Source organism: Mesorhizobium helmanticense (assembly GCF_003034915.1).
GTDB lineage: Bacteria > Pseudomonadota > Alphaproteobacteria > Rhizobiales > Rhizobiaceae > Mesorhizobium > Mesorhizobium helmanticense.
Genome location: NZ_PZJX01000007.1, coordinates 48,046 through 66,456, shown reverse-complemented (window position 1 = coordinate 66,456; position 18,411 = coordinate 48,046). Strand labels below are relative to the sequence as shown.

Here is an 18,411-nt window from a genome sequence, read left to right as displayed (position 1 = left end):
ATGGCTTCCGTCACGCTGCAAAATGTCGAGAAGGATTATGGCTCGCTGCGCATCCTGCACGGCGTCGACCTCGAAATCGCCGATGGCGAGTTCGTCGTGCTGGTCGGCCCGTCCGGTTGCGGCAAGTCGACCCTTTTGCGCATGATCGCCGGGCTGGAGGAGGTCTCCGGCGGCGAGATCCGCATCGGTGAGCGGCTGGTCAACGATGTCGCGCCGAAGGACCGCGACATCGCCATGGTGTTCCAGTCCTATGCGCTCTATCCGCACATGGACGTGTCGTCGAACATGGGCTTCAGCCTACTGCTTAAGAAGGCGGAAAAGACGGCGATCGACACCAGGGTGGGTGCGGCCGCCAAGCGGCTCGGCCTCGACAACTTCCTGCAGCGCCTGCCGCGCCAGCTCTCCGGCGGCCAGCGCCAGCGCGTCGCCATGGGCCGCGCCATCGTGCGCGATCCCAAGGTCTTCCTCTTCGACGAGCCGCTGTCGAACCTCGATGCCAAACTGCGCGTCCATATGCGCGCCGAGATCAAGGCGCTGCACCAGCAACTCAAGACAACCTCGGTCTATGTCACCCATGACCAGATCGAGGCCATGACCATGGCCGACCGCATCGTCGTCATGCATGACGGCTTCGTCCAGCAGGTCGGCCATCCCTTGGAACTCTACGACCGGCCGTCCAACATCTTCGTCGCCGGCTTCATCGGCTCACCCGGCATGAATTTCCTGCCGGCGACGGTTGCCAAGGGCGGCAAGACCGACGCGGTGCTCGCCGACGGTCAGAAGCTCCGATTGCCGGATGGTCTGCCGTTGCAGGACGGTGACGCAATCACCGTCGGGCTGCGGCCGGAGCATATCCAGCTTGCCGAAGGCGGGGCGCTCGAGGCCGAGGTCGAGGTGGTCGAGCCGCTTGGCCTGTCGACCCAGTTCTATGTCCAGATGGCCGGCCAGCAGGTCTGCGTCTTCGTCATGGGGCGCAGCACTGTCAGGCCGGGCGACAGGGTGCGGCTGTCCGCTGAGCCTGCGGCACTGCATCTCTTCGATCCAGCAAGCGGAAACCGCCTCGGATAGGCTGTGGCGCAATTTTCGGCCGTCTCGGCCCACAAACGAAAGCGCCGCCCATGAGGCGGCGTTTCGGTGTGCGGAAGAAAACCCGATTACTTGATCTTGGTTTCCTTGAATTCGACGTGCTTCTTGGCGACCGGATCGTATTTGCGGAACGACAGCTTGTCCGTCTTGGTGCGGCTGTTCTTGCTGGTCACGTAGAAGAAACCGGTGTCGGCGGTCGACAGAAGCTTGATCTTGATGTTTGCGGCTTTTGCCATGATATCAGTCCATTAATGTTCGTGGGGTTGGCCGCTGGAGCACGGGGAAACGCCCCGGACGCGGGAAACTTGGCGCGACATGTAAAGAACATGCCCGGAAAGTCAAGCCTGTGTCCGGGTCTCAGCCGCGGTTCAGGCGTCTTCCCTGATCGAAACCGCCGCTTTCTTCCAGTCTCCTGTCGTGTTCCACCAGCGGTTCGGGTTGGAGCGGTCGTCGAGGCCTTTCGAGCGGCTGGCGAGCAAAGGCTGGATGCGGATCACCGGCTCCTGGTAGGAGTGCGCCTGATAGATCGCCTCGACGACGCGCTCGGCCAGCCGCTGGTCGTCGGGCAGTTCGAACGACACTTCGACGGTGCCCGGCCGCTCGCGCAAGACCGTCTCGGCGCCGGCGGCGGCACCTTCGAGCGGCCGGTAGCGCTCGATGCCGCCCGCCGACTGGAAGGCGTTGCTGTCGTAATTGCCCATGCCGAGCGGGCTGATCGCGGTCACCGCTTCCATGATGCGGTCGACGTCGGCGGCGGGCGCCTGAAAGCTGACAAGCAGCAGCAATTCCATCCGCACCGATTTCGTTTCAAAACCACTGTCGATCATCTGATGTCTCCCTGCTGAGGGTGGTTTGGAGCGCTGATATAGCAGGGGTGCTACTGACACGGTGATGTCAGCAGCCTGTCGCAGGATGCCGCAAAGAAGGGATTGGCGGCGGCGTCGCGCTACAGGATTTTCCGCACGAGCCTGATGGCGACCAGAGCGATATAGGCGGCGAAGAACAAGCCCAGCGACCAGCCGAAGCCGGACGGGCCGAACGCATCCATGCCGATGCCGATCGCTTGCGGACCAAGCACCATGCCGACGCCGTAGCAGAGCACGAAGGCGGCGTTGGCCGACGCCAGCTCATGGCCGGAAAGCTGCGAGCCGAGATGCGCAAGGCCGATCGTGTACATGGCCGCGACGACGCCACCCCAGACGAACAAAAGTGCGGCCATCAGGTGCCAGTTCTGAGCGAAGAACGGCATGAAGATCGTGCCGGCGAGGCCGACGGTGGCGCAAGCCAGCAGCAGGTAGCGGCGGTCGCTGACGCGGTCGCTGATCATGCCGATGGGAATCTGCAGCAGCACATTGCCGAGACCGATCATGGTCAGGAGAAGCGCGGCATCGGCTTCCGAGTAGCCGATGCGGCTGCCGTAGATCGGGAACAGCGCAAAGCCGCCGGTTTCGACGGCGCCGAACACCAGCACGGCCGCTGTCGCCGTCGGCACCAGCCAGATGTAGCGCAGGAAATTGCTGGTTTCGCCGTCGGAGACGATTGTCGGGCTCTCGTTGCGTGCGGCGAGCACCGGTATGGCGGCCAGCGTCACCAGGGCGATGATGACGCCGAAGGGCCTGAAGCCGGAGCTGCCGAGATGGGCGAACAGCCATGGTCCGGCGGCAAAGCCGAGCGACAGGACGGTGGCGTAAATGCCGAGCACAAGACCACGCCGGTGCGGCGGCGCCGATGTGCTGATCCAGAATTCCGACAGGATGAACAGCACCGTCAAGGCGATGTGCAGCACGACGCGCAACGGGAACCACATCCAGAAATCCGGCGCGAAATGGAAGCCGACGAAAGCCAGCGCACCGGCGGCAATCATGGCAATCATGGTCCAGGCGACGCCGAACCGCATGGCAAGCGGGGTGGCAAGCGGCGCGCCGGCGATCGAGGCCAGGCCAGCGACCGCGGTGTTGAGGCCGATCATCGAGGCCGAATGGCCACGCGATTCCAGGATCACGCTGAGCAGCGGCATGCCGAGGCCGATGGCGATGCCGACGACGCTGATCGACGAGATCGCCGCGACCATCGGCAACCAGTGTACGCGTTCCTCGCCCTTTTGCTGGGTATCGACCGTCATGGGATGTGGATGCTCTATGCTACAGAATTTCGCGGACAAAGCGATTGCGGACAGACCGGTAGAACGGCACGGAACCGCCAGGAAGCAGGAGCGGGTCATCGGCGAGCCGACGCTCCAGTTCCTCCAGCACCGTCCGCGTGATGTCTGGAACATCGGCCTCCCTGGCTTTGGCAAGCGGCAGCCAGACCAGTTCCTCCAACTCGTTGGTCGGGCCGCCATCAGGCAGCTCCACGGCGACATCGCTGCGCCAGGCGCTGAAAAAGCGCGTGTCGAAGCGGCGCACCCGGTTCGGCGGCGTGATGGCGCGTGCAATGAAGCGCAGTGCGTCGAGCGAGGGTCTTACGCCGTGCTCGACAAAGCCCTGCCAGTCGCGCCTGGTCGTCGTCAAGGCGCCTTTCTGGCCGATAAGCAGGCCAGCCTCCTCATAGGTCTCGCGGATCGCCGAAAGCGCGATGGCGCGGGCGCGAGCCGGGCTCGTGCGGCCGAGGCCGGCAATGAGGCTCGCTTCGTCCTTGGGGTGAAGGGCGGTGGCGACGGGAATATGGCTGTCGGCCGGATCGGTGCGGCCACCAGGAAAGACGAACTTGCCCGGCATGAAGGCGTGACGGGCGTGACGCCGCCCCATCAGCACCACGAGATCGTCGCCTTTGCGGTCGAGCAGGATCAGCGTCGCGGCATCACGCGGACGAATTGGCCTTGTGCCAAGTACAGCCGCACTCCGCTCAACCTTGTCGATGTGCGCCTTGGTCATACCATCCATGCGCACGACCTAGCGGAATCTTCTGCCATGCGAAAGTGGCGTTCAGCCATCGCCGATTGCGCCAGTCTTTGTTTCAAGCCTCGGGATGAGATTCGATCCTGTCCTCTTCGCCACCGAAGCCGTGCATATAGAGCGCCCATTGCAGGCCGATGACAGCGCCCTTGACCGGCTGCAGCAGCGCGACCGCCAGAAGAATGGTCAGCGGCACCCAGATGGCGATATGTTGCCAGGTGGAGAGGGTGGAGGTCGCCTCGACACCCATGAAGGCGCCGAGCACGATGTGGCCGACAATGACGATCACCAGATAGGCAGGCAGGTCGTCAGCGCGGTGGTGATGAAGCTCTTCGCCACAGACGTCGCATTTGTCGACGGTCTTGGTGAAGGCGCGAAACAGCTTGCCCTCGCCGCAATGCGGGCAGCGGCCGAGCAGGCCACGCTTCATCGCCGTCCACAGCGGTCGGGCGGCCCGGCCCGAATGATGTTCGCCGCCGAAAACCTGCGGTTCCATTCCCAGTTCTTTTGCCATTACCGTCTCCTGCCGCGCGGGCCTGGACGCGATTGCGACGCCCGGGCGCGGCCCTTGGCCTTGTGAAACGACCGTTTGGAGCCGGGCAGCGGCTTTGGGTCGGTCAGCATCTCGAAACGCATCGCGCCAGCCATAGGCGCCACCTCGATCAGGCGAACCTCGACGCGGTCGGCAAGCTGATAGCCCTTGCCGGTACGTTCTCCGAAAAGCGATCGGGCAGTTTCATCGTATATATAGTAATCGCCGTCCAGACTTGACACCGGGATGAAACCATCCGCGCCAAACTGCGGCAATTGGACAAATAGTCCCGATTTGGTGACGCCCGAGATGCGCGCGTCGAAACGGTCGCCGACCCGCTCGGCGAGATAGGCGGCGATCAGCCGGTCGACCGTGTCGCGCTCGGCAGCCATGGCGCGCCGCTCGGTACCGGAAATCAGCACCGAAACCTCTTCCAGCCGTTCCGCCTCATTCTGCGTCAGCCCGCCCTGACCGAAGCCGAGTGCGGCAATCAGCCCGCGATGCACGATCAGGTCGGCATAGCGGCGGATCGGCGAGGTGAAATGCGCATAGCGTTTCAGATTGAGGCCGAAATGGCCGATATTCTTTGGCGAGTATTCGGCCTGGCTTTGCGAGCGCAGCACCACTTCGTTGACCAGCCCTTCATTGTCGGCGCCGCTGACGCGCTCCAGAATGCCGTTGAACTGGGCTGGCCGCATCTGCGCGCCGCGCGCCAGCGACAGTCCGAGCGTCTGCAGGAACTCGCGCAGCGATTCCTGCTTGGCGAGCGAGGGCGCGTCGTGGATGCGGTAGACCAGCGCCTGCCGCTTTGCCTCCAGCGTTTCGGCGGCGGCGACATTGGCCTGGATCATGAATTCTTCGATCAGCCTGTGGGCGTCGAGCCGCTCCGGCACGACGACGCGGTCGACAGTGCCGTCCTCCTTCAGCAGGATCTTGCGCTCCGGCAGGTCAAGTTCCAGCGGTTGGCGTGTATCGCGGCCACGCTTGAGAATGGCGTAGGCATCCCATAGCGGCTTCAGCACGGTGTCGAGGATCGGGCCGGTCTTGTCGTCCGGCGCGCCGTCGATCGCGGCCTGCGCCTGCGGATAGGCGAGCTTGGCCACCGATTTCATCATGACGCGGTGGAACGAATGCCTGAGCTTGTGGCCATCGGCGGAGAAAGTCATGCGCACGGCCAGCGCCGGGCGGTCCTGGCCTTCGCGCAGCGAACACAGATCGTTGGAGATGCGCTCCGGCAGCATCGGTACGACGCGGTCCGGGAAATAGACCGAATTGCCGCGCCTGAGCGCCTCGCGGTCGAGCGCCGTGCCATAGCGGATATAGGCGGCGACATCGGCAATCGCCACGGTGACGATCACGCCGCCGGGGTTCTTCTCGTCGGGGTCCGATATGGCGAACACCGCGTCGTCATGGTCCTTGGCGTCGGCCGGATCGATGGTGACCAGCGGCAGGTCGCGCCAGTCTTCGCGCCCGGCGAGCGTTGCCGGCTTCACCGCTTCGGCCTCGGCGATGACATCGGCCGGAAAGATGTGCGGAATGTCGTGCGCATGGATGGCGATCATCGAGACCGCCTTCTCGCTGGTCAGCGACCCCAGCACCGTCAAAACCTTGGCGCGTGGCAGCCCATAGCGGGAAGCTCGCGCCGGCTCGACTTCGACCAGGTCGCCATTCTTGGCGCCGTTCTGGAACTCCTTGTCGACGACCAGTTCGGGCTGGCGCCGTTCCACCGGCTCGATGCGGAAGGTACCGTCCTTCAGCACGCGAAAGACGCCGAGAGCGGCCTCGGTGCGCTTTTCGAAGATCTTCATCACCCGCCCGGTATAGGCAGGGCCACCCGGTACGGCACTCGCATCGTCGCTCGGGAAGGTCTTGGCCAATATACGGTCGCCGATGCCTGGCGCCGGACCGCCGCGCGACACGCGGATGGCAACGACGGGAGGCTCGCCGCTACCCACGGCTTCGGTCGGGCGCGCCAACAGCGCGCCGTCGCCGTCGCGGCCAAAGATGTCGAGCACGGCGACATGGGGCAGGGCGCCGACACGGGCGAGCCGCTTGCGCTCCCTGGTCAGCAGGCCCTCGTCCTGCAGGTCGCGAAGCATGTCCTTCAGCCAGATGCGGTCCTCGCCGCGTAGCGCAAAGGCCTTGGCGATGTCGCGTTTACCTGAACGATCCGGATTTTCGGCGATGTAGCGCAGGATCTCATCGCGCGACGGCCGGTAGTCGTCCTTGACCTTGGCGCGGGTGTCGGCGGTGCGCGGATCGCCGTGGCTTCGTCCGGATATCCCGCGCGCCACGCCGTCCTATCCTTTTTTCCTGGCGGCCGGCTTCTTGGCGGTCGTCTTCTTGGCCGCTGCCGGCTTGCCAGCCGATGCGGCCGCGCGGCGGAATGGCTTCTTGCCGCCGCCCTTGGCTTCCTTCTCGGCAATCAGCGCCAGCGCATCCTCGATGGTCACCGACTGCGGATCCTTGCCCTTGGGCAAGGTGGCATTGACCTTGCCGAAGTTCACGTAGGGCCCGTATTTGCCATCGCGCACAACGATCTTGCCGCCGCCGTCAGGATGGTCGCCAAGATCTTTCAAGGCGGCGGGAGTGCCACCGTTACGGCCGCCCGGGCCTTTCAACTGCTTCTCGGCGATCACTGACACGGCGCGATTCAGACCGATCGAGAACACCTCATCGATGCCTTCGAGATTGGCATAGGTGCCGTCATGCAGCACGAAGGGACCGTAGCGTCCTAGACCAGCGGAGATCATCTTGCCGGATTCCGGATGCTTGCCGACATCGCGCGGCAGCGCTAGCAGGGCAAGCGCCTTTTCGTGGTCGATGGATTCGACCGTCCAACCCTTGGGCAGGCTGGAGCGCTTGGCTTCCTTGCCGTCGCCGCGCTGGATATAGGGGCCGAAACGGCCGCTGCGCAGCGTAATTTCCTCGGCCGTATACGGATCCTTGCCGAGCACCTTGGTGCCGTCCTCGCCATTGCCATTCTCGCCATTGGGATTGGCGGCATCGCCAAGCTGACGGGTAAACGAGCATTCGGGATAGTTCGAGCAGCCAACGAAGGCGCCGAACTTGCCCAGTTTCAGCGAGAGGTTGCCGCTGCCGCATTTCGGGCAGATGCGGGGGTTGGAGCCATCCTCCCGCGCGGGAAACACCAGCGGCGCCAGTTCCTCGTTCAAGGCATCGAGGACGTCGGTGACGCGCAGCTCCTTGATGTCGGCGACAGCGCCGGAAAAATCCTTCCAGAAATCGCGCAGCACGTCCTTCCAAGCGAGCTTGCCGTCGGAAATCTCGTCGAGCTTTTCCTCGAGCGATGCGGTGAAGTCATACTCGACGTAGCGCTCGAAGAAGCTTTCGAGGAAGGCCGACAGCAGCCGGCCCTTGGCCTGCGGCACCAGTCTGCGCTTGTCGATGGTGACATAGTCGCGGTCCTCGAGCGTCTTCAGGATCGCCGTATAGGTCGAGGGACGGCCGATGCCGAGCTCTTCTAGCTTCTTGATCAGCGACGCCTCGGAATAGCGCGGCGGCGGCTCGGTCGTGTGCTGGGTGGCGTTGATCGCCTCGCGGTCGAGCTGCTCGCCGGCGCGGATCTCGGGCAGGCGGCGGTTTTCCTCGTCTTCGGAATCCTCGTCCTTCTGCTCGGTATAGGCGGCAATGAAGCCGTCGAAGCGAATGACGGAGCCGACGGCACGGAGTTCGGCGGTGCGGGCGCCGTTGACCGCCTCGATTTCGACTGTGGTGCGCTCGATCTCGGCCGGCTGCATCTGGCTGGCGATGGCGCGTTTCCAGATCATTTCGTAGAGCCGCGCCTGGTCGGCATCGAGATATTGCCTGACCGAAGCCGGCGTGCGCATGAAATCGGTCGGGCGGATCGCTTCGTGCGCTTCCTGGGCGTTCTTGGCCTTGGTCGTGTAAAGACGCGGCTTTTCGGGCAGGTATTTGGGGCCGAATTCCTTGGCGATCGCATCGCGTGCGGCGTCAATCGCCTCCGGCGCCATCTGCACGCCGTCGGTTCGCATATAGGTGATCAGGCCTGCGGTCTCGCCGCCGATGTCCATGCCTTCATAGAGGCGCTGTGCCACCTGCATGGTGCGGGTGGCCGAAAAGCCGAGGCGCGAGGAGGCGGCCTGCTGCAGCGTCGAGGTGGTGAAGGGCGGGCCCGGATTGCGCTTGGTCGGCTTGGCTTCGACCGATAGCGCCTTGAAGGTCGCTCCCTCGAGCATCGCCTTGATGTCGTCGGCCTGCGCCTTGTTTGAAATGTCGAGTTTTTGCAGCTTCTTGCGATCGAAGGCGGTCAGCCGCGCCTCGAAGCTTTCCTTGCGCGGCGTGCCGAGAATGGCGGCGATCTGCCAGTATTCCTCGCGGATGAAGCGCTCGATCTCCGATTCGCGATCGCTAACCAGACGCAACGCCACGGACTGGACGCGCCCGGCCGAGCGGGCGCCCGGCAGCTTGCGCCACAGAACGGGCGACAGGGTGAAGCCGACGAGATAGTCGAGCGCGCGGCGGGCCAGATAGGCATCGACCAGCGGCGCGTCGATCTGGCGCGGATTGGCCATCGCCTCCAGCACCGACGATTTGGTGATGGCGTTGAAGACGACACGGCTGACCGTCTTGTCCTTGAGCGCGCGTTTCTGCTTCAGCACCTCCAGAACATGCCAGGAGATGGCCTCGCCCTCGCGGTCCGGGTCGGTGGCCAGAATCAGGCCGTCGGCGTCCTTGACCGCCTTGGCGATGTCGGCCAGGCGCTTGCCCGAGGCGGTGTCGACGGCCCAGGACATGGCGAAGTCCTCATCCGGGCGCACCGAGCCGTCCTTCGCCGGAAGATCGCGGACATGGCCGAACGAGGCCAGAACCTTGTAGTTCTTGCCGAGGTACTTGTTGATTGTCTTCGCCTTGGCCGGCGATTCGACGACGACGACGTCCATGAGGTCTCATATCAGTTGTGATGCGGCAGAAGAATTCCGCTGCGCGCGACGAAATCTCGCATAATTTGTCGCTCACATGGCCGCGCTTTTGCATCCGGTCAAGGGCAAGCGCCCAAAATGCGGGGATGCCCGCGGTAATACACTCTTAGAGTGTATGATGGAAATCACAGAATTCCGGCTGGTGGCGATGGCGCGCCGCCCCGGTCGCCGAAACGGCCCGGAATTTCCAGCGAGTCGAGGGAGAACCGGCCGGAATGCCGCGCCGGGAACGGGCGACACGGTCCACAAACAGAAGCCGGCCGCCGGCTGCATGGTGATGCCCGGCGACCGGCATGTCCCGCCGGCGGGCGGGAAGCCGCATTGAGGCCTCTAGTCGGCCTTGACGACGTGCCAGACGCCGCCGACGCCGTCGCCGGCCACATCGCCGGCCTTTTCGTCCTTGATGAACGTATAGACCGGCTTGCCGTCATAGGCCCACATCTTGCTGCCGTCGGTGCGGTCGACGACTGTCCATTCGCCCTCGGCCTTGGCGTCGGCTTCCGCCTTGAGCGGTGGCCAGTTGGTGGCGCATTTGTCGTAGCAGTTCGACTTGCCCTTCTCGTCCTTGTCGTAGGTGTAAAGCGTCATGCCGTTGGCGTCGGTATAGATCTTGGCGCCGCCGACGTCGGCTTCCTTCCAGGCTTCGGCGGCATGGGACGCGGCGGTGGCGAGCAAAAGCACCGCCAGCCCGACTGTGATCGTTCTCATGGGAATCTCCTCGGGTGGTTCACAGAAGCGCGTGGGGAATCGCGCGCCTCTCGCCAGTCAACGCAACATGCCGGTGCATTCTTCCCGCAATTCTGTTGGCCAGGTCTTCAGGGCACGGCGACGACTTGCCACGCGATGGTGATTGGCGGACCGACGCGGTCGCGGCTATATGGCAGCGCAAACACAAGCGGCGGAAATACAGGCGGCGCAAACACAGGGAGACTGAAGTGGCACTGGACATCGGCTATGTCAGCGCGATCGGCGCGGGAGCGATCTCGTTCCTGTCGCCTTGCGTATTGCCGCTGGTGCCGCCCTATCTCTGCTACATGGCCGGCGTCTCGGTCGACGATTTCCGTGGCGAGACCGGCCTCACGGCGCGCGAAGGCACGCGAGGCGCGCTGCTTTTCTCCTCGATCGCCTTCGTGCTCGGCTTTTCCACCGTCTTCGTCTCGCTTGGCGCCGGCGCCTCGACCATCGGCCATTGGCTGCGTGTCTGGCAGGAACCGCTGGCGATGGCCGCCGGCGTGCTCATCATCCTGATGGGGTTGAATTTCCTCGGCATATTGCGCATCCCGCTTTTGTCGCGCGAGGCGCGCTTCCAGTCACAGGGAAAACCGGCCAGCATGATCGCCGCCTATGTCATGGGACTGGCCTTCGCCTTCGGCTGGACGCCCTGCATCGGACCGGTGCTGGGGCCGATCCTGACGCTGGCCGGCGGCCGCGAGACGGTGGGCGAGGGCGCGCTGCTGCTCGCCGCCTATTCGCTCGGCCTCGGCATACCGTTCCTGATCGCGGCACTATTTTCCGGCGCTTTCATGCGTTTCCTCGGCAAATTCCGCGTCCATCTCGGCCGCGTCGAGAAGGCCATCGGCGCGCTGCTGGTCGTCGCGGGCGTGTTTTTCCTCACCGGCGGCGTCCAGGCCGCCTCCTACTGGCTGCTGGAGAATTTCCCGGTGCTGGGACAGTTGGGGTAGGTCACCCGGACGCAGGCCCTTGCCAGCGCGTTGGATTGACCTTTAGACCTACTGAAAAGTCAGTTGCTCGACCATCTCACCGGAATTTAACCGCATTGGTGCAACATGGCGCCAATGCTAGATAGTCCCAATTCCTGATCCCTTTCATACGGTTGTCCCTCCATGAGCCAGAGATCCTGCCTGTCCGTCATCCTTGCCGCCGGTGAAGGGACGCGCATGAAGAGTGCGTTGCCCAAGGTGCTGCATAAAATCGCCGGCCTGCCGATGGTTGCCCATGTCGTGAAGGCGGCCGAGGCTGCCGGCGCCGGCGATCAGGCGCTGGTCATCGGCCACGGGGCGGAGGAAATGCGCAAGGCGGCGCAGAAATTCGCGCCGAAGGCGGAGAGCTTCGTGCAGGAGAAACGGCTCGGCACCGCGCATGCCGTTCTGGCCGCTCGCGATGCGATATCAAGGGGTTACGACGATATTCTCGTCATGTTCGGCGACACGCCGCTGATCGATCCGGCAGTGCTGATCGCCGCGCGCCTGAAGCTGGCAAAAGGTGCTGCCGTGGTCGTCATCGGCTTCCGCCCGCCCAACCCTGCCGGCTATGGCCGCCTGATCGAAAAGGCCGGCAAGCTCTTGGCCATCCGCGAGGAGAAGGACTGCACCGACGAGGAGAAGAAGATCACCTTCTGCAATGCCGGGATGATGGCGGTGGCCGGCAAGCAGGCACTGAAGCTGCTCGACGCCGTCGGCCACCACAACGCCAAGGGCGAATACTACCTTACCGACATTGTCGAGATCGCCGCCGCGCAGGGCCTTGATGTCGTTGCCTCGGAGGCTAGTTTCGAGAATGCGCTCGGCATCAACAACCGCGCAGAACTTGCCGGGGCCGAAGGCATCTGGCAGACGCGCCGGCGGCGCGAGGCGATGCTGTCGGGCGTCACATTGATCGCTCCGGAAACCGTGTTCTTCTCGCATGACACCGAAATCGGCGCCGATACGATCGTCGAACCCAATGTCTGGTTCGGGCCGGGAGTGAAGATCGCCGAGGGCGCGAAGATCCATGCCTTCAGCCATATCGAAGGTGCCACCATCGCCTCGAATTGCGATGTCGGTCCGTTCGCCCGGCTGCGGCCCGGTGCTGACCTGAAGCAAAAGGCTAAGGTCGGCAATTTCTGCGAGGTCAAGCAGGCTGTTATCGAGGAGGGCGCCAAGGTCAATCACCTGACCTATATCGGCGACGCGCGCATCGGCGCCGGCGCCAATATCGGCGCCGGCACCATCACCTGCAACTATGACGGCTATTCGAAATTCTTCACCGATATCGGCGAAGGCGCCTTCATCGGTTCGAACTCCTCGCTGGTGGCGCCTGTCACGATCGGCAAGGGCGGTTACATCGCCTCGGGCAGCGTCATCACCGAAAGCGTGCCCGAAGACGCGCTGGCCTTCGGCCGCGCCCGCCAGAGGACGCTGGCCGGCAAAGGCAAGGAACTGCGCGAGCGTTTTGCCTCGGCCGCGGCGGCGAAGAAAGCCGCTGGATAATCACGGGTCGTCAGTCGGCTGGTTCGTATGCTCGCCGAAAGCAGCAGTCACTTTGATCCTGCCGACAATTGCCTTGTTGAAATCAGGGAGGTCTTCGGCAGGAATCCAGTATTCCAGATGAGCCTTGCTGCCGGCATGTTCGACCCGATAGCGGTCGAGAAAATCCTTCAGGACCTCAAACCGGGTGACGAATCTCGAGCCGCTGGCTGGTACGTTCCAGTCACGCGCGATCTGCACGGCATAGTCTTCGGATAGAACAGGGTAAAAAATAGGTTGCTCGGGAAGGCGCGGCGGAAACGCCCGCATGCCCAACCTTTCAATCAGTTTCAGCTCTTTAGGTCCAACCGGACGCCAAAGCGTCACTGTGTCGATTTGTTCAGTCATGACCGCATCATGTCTTTGATGGATTTCAGAACCACAGACACGGAATAGCATGCGTTCACGAAGAAACCGAGCGATCGCGGTAACCGGATTGCAAGTGCGCCGTGTCATGGTGCATCTGTGCAAGAACCGTCGCGGCTGATACGCGACGAAATGCAATGTGACTTTCGCGGCACCCCGGCCGTCCCTAAATAGCGCTGGGTTTCCGCGGCCAATGGGGGCAAACGGCAATGTGCGGTATCGTTGGAATTGTAGGTCACTCGCCGGTGGCGCCGCTCATCGTCGACGCGTTGAAACGGCTGGAATATCGCGGCTACGATTCGGCCGGCGTCGCCACCGTCGAGCATGGCCAGCTTGGGCGCCGCCGCGCCGAGGGCAAGCTGATCAATCTCGAGCGCCGGCTGAAGGAAGAACCGCTCGCCGGCACGATCGGCATCGGCCACACGCGCTGGGCGACGCATGGCGTGCCGAACGAGACCAATGCGCATCCGCATTTTTCCGACGGCGTCGCCATCGTCCACAACGGCATTATCGAGAATTTCGCCGAATTGCGCGATGAACTGATGCGCGACGGCTATACGTTCTCGTCGCAGACCGACACCGAGGTCGTCGCCCATCTGGTGGCGCGCGAACTGGCCAGGGGCCTGAAGCCGGTCGAGGCCGCGCACCAGGCGCTGAAGCGGCTGGAAGGCGCCTTTGCGCTGGCCATCATGTTCAAAGGCGACGAGGACCTGATCGTCGGCGCACGCAACGGCCCGCCGCTGGCCGTCGGCCATGGCGATGGCGAGATGTTTCTGGGCTCCGACGCCATCGCCCTTGCCCCGTTCACCAATACGATCACCTATCTGGAGGACGGCGACTGGGCGGTGGTGCGCCGCAACGAGATCGCCATCTTCGACATGGAGGGCAACAAGGTCGACCGCAAGCGCCAGCAGTCGCTCAGCACGTCCTTCATGGTCGACAAGGGCAACCGGCGCCATTTCATGGAAAAGGAAATCCATGAGCAGCCCGAAGTCATCTCGCACACCCTGGCGCATTATGTGGATTTTGTCGGTGGCGTCTCGAAGCCGCTCGACCTGCCTTTTGACTTTGCCAAGATCGACCGGCTGGCGATTTCGGCCTGCGGCACCGCCTATCTGGCCGGCCTGATCAGCAAATACTGGTTCGAGCGCTATGCGCGGCTGCCGGTCGATATCGATGTCGCCTCGGAATTTCGCTACCGCGAAATGCCGCTGTCGAAGAACGACGCCGCCTTCTTCATCTCGCAATCGGGCGAGACCGCCGACACGCTGGCCTCGCTGCGCTATTGCCGCAAGGCCGGCATGAAGATCGGCGCGGTCGTCAATGTGCGCGAATCGACGATGGCGCGCGAATCCGACGTCATCCTGCCGACACTGGCCGGGCCGGAGATCGGCGTCGCCTCGACCAAGGCCTTCACCTGCCAGTTGTCGGTGCTGGCCTCGCTTGCCGTGCGGGCTGGGGCGGCGCGCGGAACGCTTTCGCGCGATCAGGAAAAGAAACTGGTGCGTGAACTGTCCGAGGCGCCGCGCTATGCCAACCAGGTGCTCAAGCTCGACGGGCAGATCGAACAGATCGCGCGCGAACTGTCACGCTACACCGATGTGCTCTATCTCGGCCGCGACACCAATTTTCCGCTGGCCATGGAAGGCGCGCTGAAGCTCAAGGAGATTTCCTATATTCACGCCGAGGGCTATGCCGCGGGCGAGCTGAAGCACGGGCCGATCGCGCTGATCGACGAGAACATGCCGGTGATCGTGATCGCCCCGCATGACCGCATCTTCGAAAAGACCGTGTCGAACATGCAGGAAGTGGCGGCGCGCGGCGGCAAGATCATCCTGATTACCGACAGCAAGGGTGCGGCACAATCCAGCGTCAAGACGATGGAGACGATCATCCTGCCCGAGGTGCCGGAAATCATCTCGCCGATCATTTACGCGCTGCCGATCCAGATGCTCGCCTATTTCACCGCCGTGTTCATGGGCACCGACGTCGACCAGCCCCGCAATCTGGCAAAATCGGTGACGGTGGAATAGGGCGTCGTTTAAAAACTTCGCAATTCCAAAGCGCCTTCCGGTTCATTAATGTCGCGCTGCAAACCTGCGCCGCGGTGTGAACCATGTCCGATGCTCCCAGAACTTCAGGCATGACCCGGCTGCGGAACTATTTCCTGACCGGCTTCATCGTCTGCGCGCCGCTGGCGATCACCGCCTACATCGCATGGTCCTTCATCGGCTGGGTCGATTCCTGGGTAAAACCCTATATTCCCGCGCGCTACAGCCCGGACACCTACCTGCCGTTCCCGGTTCCGGGTTTCGGGCTGATCGTCGCTCTGATCCTGATCACGCTGATCGGTTTCATGACCGCCAACATCGTTGGCCGCGCCATCGTCAATTTCGGCGAGCGCCTGCTTGGCCGCATGCCGCTGGTGCGCGGCATCTACGGCTCGCTGAAGCAGATCTTCCAGACCGTGCTGTCCAACAAGGGCGACATGTTCCGGCAGGTCGGCTTGGTCGAATATCCGCGCAAGGGCGTCTGGTCTCTGGTTTTCGTCGCCAGCGAGAAGGAAACCGAGATCAATCAGAAGCTCGACCAGGAAGGCGATCCGCTGGTTGCCGTGTTCATGCCCTGCACGCCGAACCCGACCACCGGCTTCCTGATGTATGTGCTTAAATCCGACATCGTGCTGCTCGACATGACGATCGAGGACGGCGCCAGGCTGATCGTCTCGGCCGGATTGGTGGCGCCGGAGGTCAAGGCCAAGGTGGTGACGTTGAACGGCGAGCGGATTGACGGTCCGCTTGCCAATCCGCCGCTCGGCGCCGGACCTCAGCCGGCGCGCAGCAGTCGCACCGCCTCGTCGCGGCCGAACAAATAGAGCAGCAGCCGAAGCGCGGTACCGCGTTCGGATTGCAGTTCCGGATCGCGCGACAGGATCAGCCGCGCGTCGTCGCGGGCGGCCTCCAGCAGGTCGGCATGCGCCTCGATGCGCGCCACCTGGAAGCCCGGCGTGCCGGACTGGCGGGTGCCCAGCAACTCGCCTTCGCCGCGCAGTTTCAGGTCCTCCTCGGCGATGCGAAAACCGTCCTCGGTCTCGCGCATCACTGACAGCCGGCGTTTGGCCGTCTCGCCGAGCGGGTCCTTGTAGAGCAGTACGCAGGACGACGGTTTGTCGCCGCGTCCGACCCGTCCGCGCAACTGATGCAGCTGGGCAAGGCCGAAGCGTTCGGCGTGCTCGATGACCATGATCGTCGCATCCGGTACGTCGACACCGACCTCGATAACCGTGGTGGCGATCAGGATGCGGGTCTCGCCCTGCTTGAAGGCGCGCATCGCCTCGTCCTTGTCAGCGCCCTTCATGCGGCCATGCACGAGGCCGATCCGGTCGCCGAACAACGGCTTCAGCGCGGCAAAGCGATCCTCGGCCGACATCAGCTTGATTTCTTCGGATTCCTCGACCAACGGACAGATCCAGTAGATCTTCTGCCCGTCGGCGACGGCGTCGAGCATACGGCCGATGAGTTCGTCGAGCCGCTCCAGCGGCAGGGTGACGGTGCGGATCGGCTGGCGGCCGGACGGTTTTTCGGTCAGTTTCGATACGTCCATGTCGCCGAAAGCGGTCAGTACCAGCGTGCGCGGGATCGGCGTCGCCGTCATCACCAACATATCGGGTGCGTCGCCCTTGGCGGTGATGGCAAGGCGTTGATGGACGCCGAAGCGGTGCTGTTCGTCGATGACGGCGAAGACGAGATCGTGAAAGGTCACGGTTTCCTGGAACAGCGCATGGGTGCCGACGACGATGTCGATCTCGCCGCTGGCAAGGCCGGCCAGCGTGTCGGCGCGTTCGCGGCCCTTTTCACGGCCGGTGAGGATGGCGACGCGCAATCCTGCGCGTTCAGCCAGGGGTGTGATGGTCGCAAGATGCTGGCGCGCCAGGATTTCTGTCGGCGCCATCAAGGCCGCCTGGCCGCCGGCCTCGACGGCGCGTGCCATCGCAAGCAGTGCCACCACCGTCTTGCCAGAGCCGACATCGCCCTGCAAAAGCCGCAGCATGCGTTCGGGATCGGCAAGATCGGCGTTGATCTCGGCGAGCGCGAATTCCTGGCTGGCAGTAAGCGAATAGGGCAGGGCCGCGCGCAGCTTGTCGACGATGCGGCCGTCGCCGATCAGCGGCCTGCCGGACAGGCGGCGGACTTTAGCCCGCACCAGCGCCAGCGATACCTGGCCGGCCAGCAACTCGTCATAGGCAAGCCGCCGCCACGCCGGCCCCTCGATGGCGACATCGATCGGGTCCGCCGGATAGTGAACGCGGGCGAGTGCGTCACCGAAGGCTGGGAAAGTCTGGCGGCGCATGAACGCCTCATCCTGCCATTCCGGCAGTTCCGGCAGGCGGCCGAGCGCCTGGCCGATCGCCCGGCGCAGCACTTTTCCCGAGAGCCCAGCGGTCAGCGGATAGACCGGCTCGACCAGCGGCAGGTTTTCGGCGTCGTTGGCCAGCGCGATATGGTCGGGATGGACCATGGTCGGGCGGCCGTTGAACCATTCCATGCGGCCGGAGACCACGACATGCTCGCCCTCGGGCATCGCTTTTTCGAGGTAGGTGGCGTGCGCATGGAAGAAGGTCAGCGCGATCTCGCCGGTATCGTCATGGGCGTAGACCCGGTACGGCACCGATCTGTTGCCGCGCGGCGGCGGCTGGTGGCGGTCGATGCGCACATCGAGGGTGACGATGGCGCCCGCCGGCGCCAGCGCTATGCCCGGCCGGTTGCGGCGGTCGATGACGGTATTGGGCAGCACGAACAGGAGGTCGCCGGCGCGCGCGGCACGGTCGCCAAGATCGGCGGCCACCACTTTCTCGATCAACGCGCCCACCTTCGGCCCGACGCCGGCAAGCGAAGTGATCGGGACGAACAGCGGATCAAGGATGGAAGGACGCATGATGTCAGCTTATGTCGCGACAGCCGCAGCGCAAGGCTGACACCGTCCTCTATCCACGCTATATGCGCCGCGACAGGCAAGGATGCGGCACCATGACGGGAACGAGACGATCAAGCGAGGGGCTCGATGCTCGTCGCCGCAAGCTTCTGTTCCGCTCCTGGCATCGTGGCATGCGCGAAATGGACCTCATCCTCGGTGGCTTCGCCGATGCCGAGATCGGCGCCTTGACCGGCGACGAAATCGACCAATATGAGAGGCTCCTCGACATTCCCGACACCGAATTCCTGCCCATGGTCACCGGCGAACGCCCGGTTCCGCCCGACATCGACTGTGCCGTCCTGCAAAAGATCCTGGCGTCCCGCCGGGCAATGAATTTCTGAAAACGTTGA

At 63.7% G+C, this 18,411-nt stretch carries 16 protein-coding genes; 6 read left to right on the top strand and 10 right to left on the bottom strand.

Annotated elements, in window-relative coordinates:
• Positions 1-1,068 carry an ABC transporter ATP-binding protein gene (locus tag C9427_RS04435; protein ID WP_107647973.1) on the top strand — a complete coding sequence of 356 codons (1,068 nt, stop codon included), beginning with the start codon at positions 1-3 and terminating at the stop codon, positions 1,066-1,068.
• 86 nt (positions 1,069-1,154) lie between these two features.
• Here C9427_RS04435 and rpmG read toward each other — a convergent pair whose 3' ends face one another.
• The 8 genes from rpmG to C9427_RS04390 form a co-directional block, all read right to left on the bottom strand.
• Positions 1,155-1,322, bottom strand: coding sequence for a 50S ribosomal protein L33 (rpmG, locus tag C9427_RS04430; RefSeq protein ID WP_006201775.1), 168 nt, complete (start codon positions 1,320-1,322; stop codon positions 1,155-1,157).
• Positions 1,323-1,454: 132 nt separating this feature from the next.
• Complete coding sequence (locus C9427_RS04425; RefSeq protein ID WP_107647972.1) at positions 1,455-1,913, bottom strand: YqfO family protein; 459 nt, start codon at positions 1,911-1,913, stop codon at positions 1,455-1,457.
• Between the two features lie 119 nt (positions 1,914-2,032).
• Positions 2,033-3,208, bottom strand: a complete 1,176-nt coding sequence (locus C9427_RS04420; RefSeq protein ID WP_107647971.1) for an MFS transporter — start codon at positions 3,206-3,208, stop codon at positions 2,033-2,035.
• Positions 3,209-3,227: 19 nt separating this feature from the next.
• Positions 3,228-3,968 (bottom strand): NUDIX hydrolase, encoded by a 741-nt coding sequence (locus C9427_RS04415; RefSeq protein WP_107647970.1) that lies wholly within the window; start codon positions 3,966-3,968, stop codon positions 3,228-3,230.
• Between the two features lie 73 nt (positions 3,969-4,041).
• Positions 4,042-4,494, bottom strand: a complete 453-nt coding sequence (locus C9427_RS04410; RefSeq protein ID WP_097575878.1) for a DUF983 domain-containing protein — start codon at positions 4,492-4,494, stop codon at positions 4,042-4,044.
• Positions 4,494-6,806, bottom strand: a complete 2,313-nt coding sequence (rnr, locus tag C9427_RS04405; RefSeq protein WP_107647969.1) for a ribonuclease R — start codon at positions 6,804-6,806, stop codon at positions 4,494-4,496. The genes C9427_RS04410 and rnr overlap by 1 nt, the downstream gene beginning before the upstream one ends.
• Positions 6,807-6,812: 6 nt before the next feature.
• Positions 6,813-9,437, bottom strand: coding sequence for a type I DNA topoisomerase (gene topA / locus C9427_RS04400; RefSeq protein ID WP_107647968.1), 2,625 nt, complete (start codon positions 9,435-9,437; stop codon positions 6,813-6,815).
• Positions 9,438-9,806: 369 nt separating this feature from the next.
• The gene (locus C9427_RS04390; protein WP_107647966.1) at positions 9,807-10,184 is read right to left on the bottom strand and encodes a COG4315 family predicted lipoprotein; all 378 of its coding nucleotides are present in this window, start codon (positions 10,182-10,184) and stop codon (positions 9,807-9,809) included.
• Positions 10,185-10,411: 227 nt separating this feature from the next.
• On the opposite strand from C9427_RS04390, the gene C9427_RS04385 reads away from it, so the two are divergent.
• Positions 10,412-11,158 (top strand): cytochrome c biogenesis CcdA family protein, encoded by a 747-nt coding sequence (locus tag C9427_RS04385; protein ID WP_107648189.1) that lies wholly within the window; start codon positions 10,412-10,414, stop codon positions 11,156-11,158.
• 162 nt (positions 11,159-11,320) lie between these two features.
• Positions 11,321-12,685, top strand: a complete 1,365-nt coding sequence (gene glmU, locus C9427_RS04380) for a bifunctional UDP-N-acetylglucosamine diphosphorylase/glucosamine-1-phosphate N-acetyltransferase GlmU (protein WP_107647965.1) — start codon at positions 11,321-11,323, stop codon at positions 12,683-12,685.
• Here the strand turns inward: glmU and C9427_RS04375 are convergent, their stop codons facing one another.
• Positions 12,686-13,069, bottom strand: a complete 384-nt coding sequence (locus tag C9427_RS04375) for an ADP-ribosylation/crystallin J1 (protein WP_107647964.1) — start codon at positions 13,067-13,069, stop codon at positions 12,686-12,688. It abuts the gene before it with no gap.
• Positions 13,070-13,296: 227 nt separating this feature from the next.
• On the opposite strand from C9427_RS04375, the gene glmS reads away from it, so the two are divergent.
• Positions 13,297-15,120, top strand: a complete 1,824-nt coding sequence (gene glmS / locus C9427_RS04370) for a glutamine--fructose-6-phosphate transaminase (isomerizing) (protein ID WP_107647963.1) — start codon at positions 13,297-13,299, stop codon at positions 15,118-15,120.
• Between the two features lie 83 nt (positions 15,121-15,203).
• Entirely contained in the window at positions 15,204-15,962 is a 759-nt protein-coding gene (locus C9427_RS04365) for a DUF502 domain-containing protein (protein WP_107647962.1), read from the top strand.
• Here C9427_RS04365 and recG read toward each other — a convergent pair.
• Positions 15,914-18,022 (bottom strand): ATP-dependent DNA helicase RecG, encoded by a 2,109-nt coding sequence (gene recG, locus C9427_RS04360; protein WP_107647961.1) that lies wholly within the window; start codon positions 18,020-18,022, stop codon positions 15,914-15,916. The genes C9427_RS04365 and recG overlap by 49 nt on opposite strands.
• 92 nt (positions 18,023-18,114) lie before the next feature.
• Between recG and C9427_RS04355 the strand changes: the two genes are divergently transcribed.
• Complete coding sequence (locus C9427_RS04355; RefSeq protein WP_097575888.1) at positions 18,115-18,402, top strand: FAD assembly factor SdhE; 288 nt, start codon at positions 18,115-18,117, stop codon at positions 18,400-18,402.
• Positions 18,403-18,411 lie beyond the last annotated feature (9 nt).

Excerpts from the sequence above, each read along its gene's own strand:
- C9427_RS04390 (WP_107647966.1), bottom strand. The coding sequence starts at position 10,184 with ATGAGAACGATCACAGTCGGGCTGGCGGTGCTTTTGCTCGCCACCGCC.
- C9427_RS04425 (WP_107647972.1), bottom strand. The coding sequence starts at position 1,913 with ATGATCGACAGTGGTTTTGAAACGAAATCGGTGCGGATGGAATTGCTG.
- glmU (WP_107647965.1), top strand. The coding sequence starts at position 11,321 with ATGAGCCAGAGATCCTGCCTGTCCGTCATCCTTGCCGCCGGTGAAGGG.
- topA (WP_107647968.1), bottom strand. The coding sequence starts at position 9,437 with ATGGACGTCGTCGTCGTCGAATCGCCGGCCAAGGCGAAGACAATCAAC.
- rpmG (WP_006201775.1), bottom strand. The coding sequence starts at position 1,322 with ATGGCAAAAGCCGCAAACATCAAGATCAAGCTTCTGTCGACCGCCGAC.
- C9427_RS04435 (WP_107647973.1), top strand. The coding sequence starts at position 1 with ATGGCTTCCGTCACGCTGCAAAATGTCGAGAAGGATTATGGCTCGCTG.
- C9427_RS04375 (WP_107647964.1), bottom strand. The coding sequence starts at position 13,069 with ATGACTGAACAAATCGACACAGTGACGCTTTGGCGTCCGGTTGGACCT.
- recG (WP_107647961.1), bottom strand. The coding sequence starts at position 18,022 with ATGCGTCCTTCCATCCTTGATCCGCTGTTCGTCCCGATCACTTCGCTT.
- C9427_RS04415 (WP_107647970.1), bottom strand. The coding sequence starts at position 3,968 with ATGGATGGTATGACCAAGGCGCACATCGACAAGGTTGAGCGGAGTGCG.
- C9427_RS04410 (WP_097575878.1), bottom strand. The coding sequence starts at position 4,494 with ATGGCAAAAGAACTGGGAATGGAACCGCAGGTTTTCGGCGGCGAACAT.
- C9427_RS04365 (WP_107647962.1), top strand. The coding sequence starts at position 15,204 with ATGTCCGATGCTCCCAGAACTTCAGGCATGACCCGGCTGCGGAACTAT.
- C9427_RS04355 (WP_097575888.1), top strand. The coding sequence starts at position 18,115 with ATGACGGGAACGAGACGATCAAGCGAGGGGCTCGATGCTCGTCGCCGC.
- glmS (WP_107647963.1), top strand. The coding sequence starts at position 13,297 with ATGTGCGGTATCGTTGGAATTGTAGGTCACTCGCCGGTGGCGCCGCTC.
- C9427_RS04420 (WP_107647971.1), bottom strand. The coding sequence starts at position 3,208 with ATGACGGTCGATACCCAGCAAAAGGGCGAGGAACGCGTACACTGGTTG.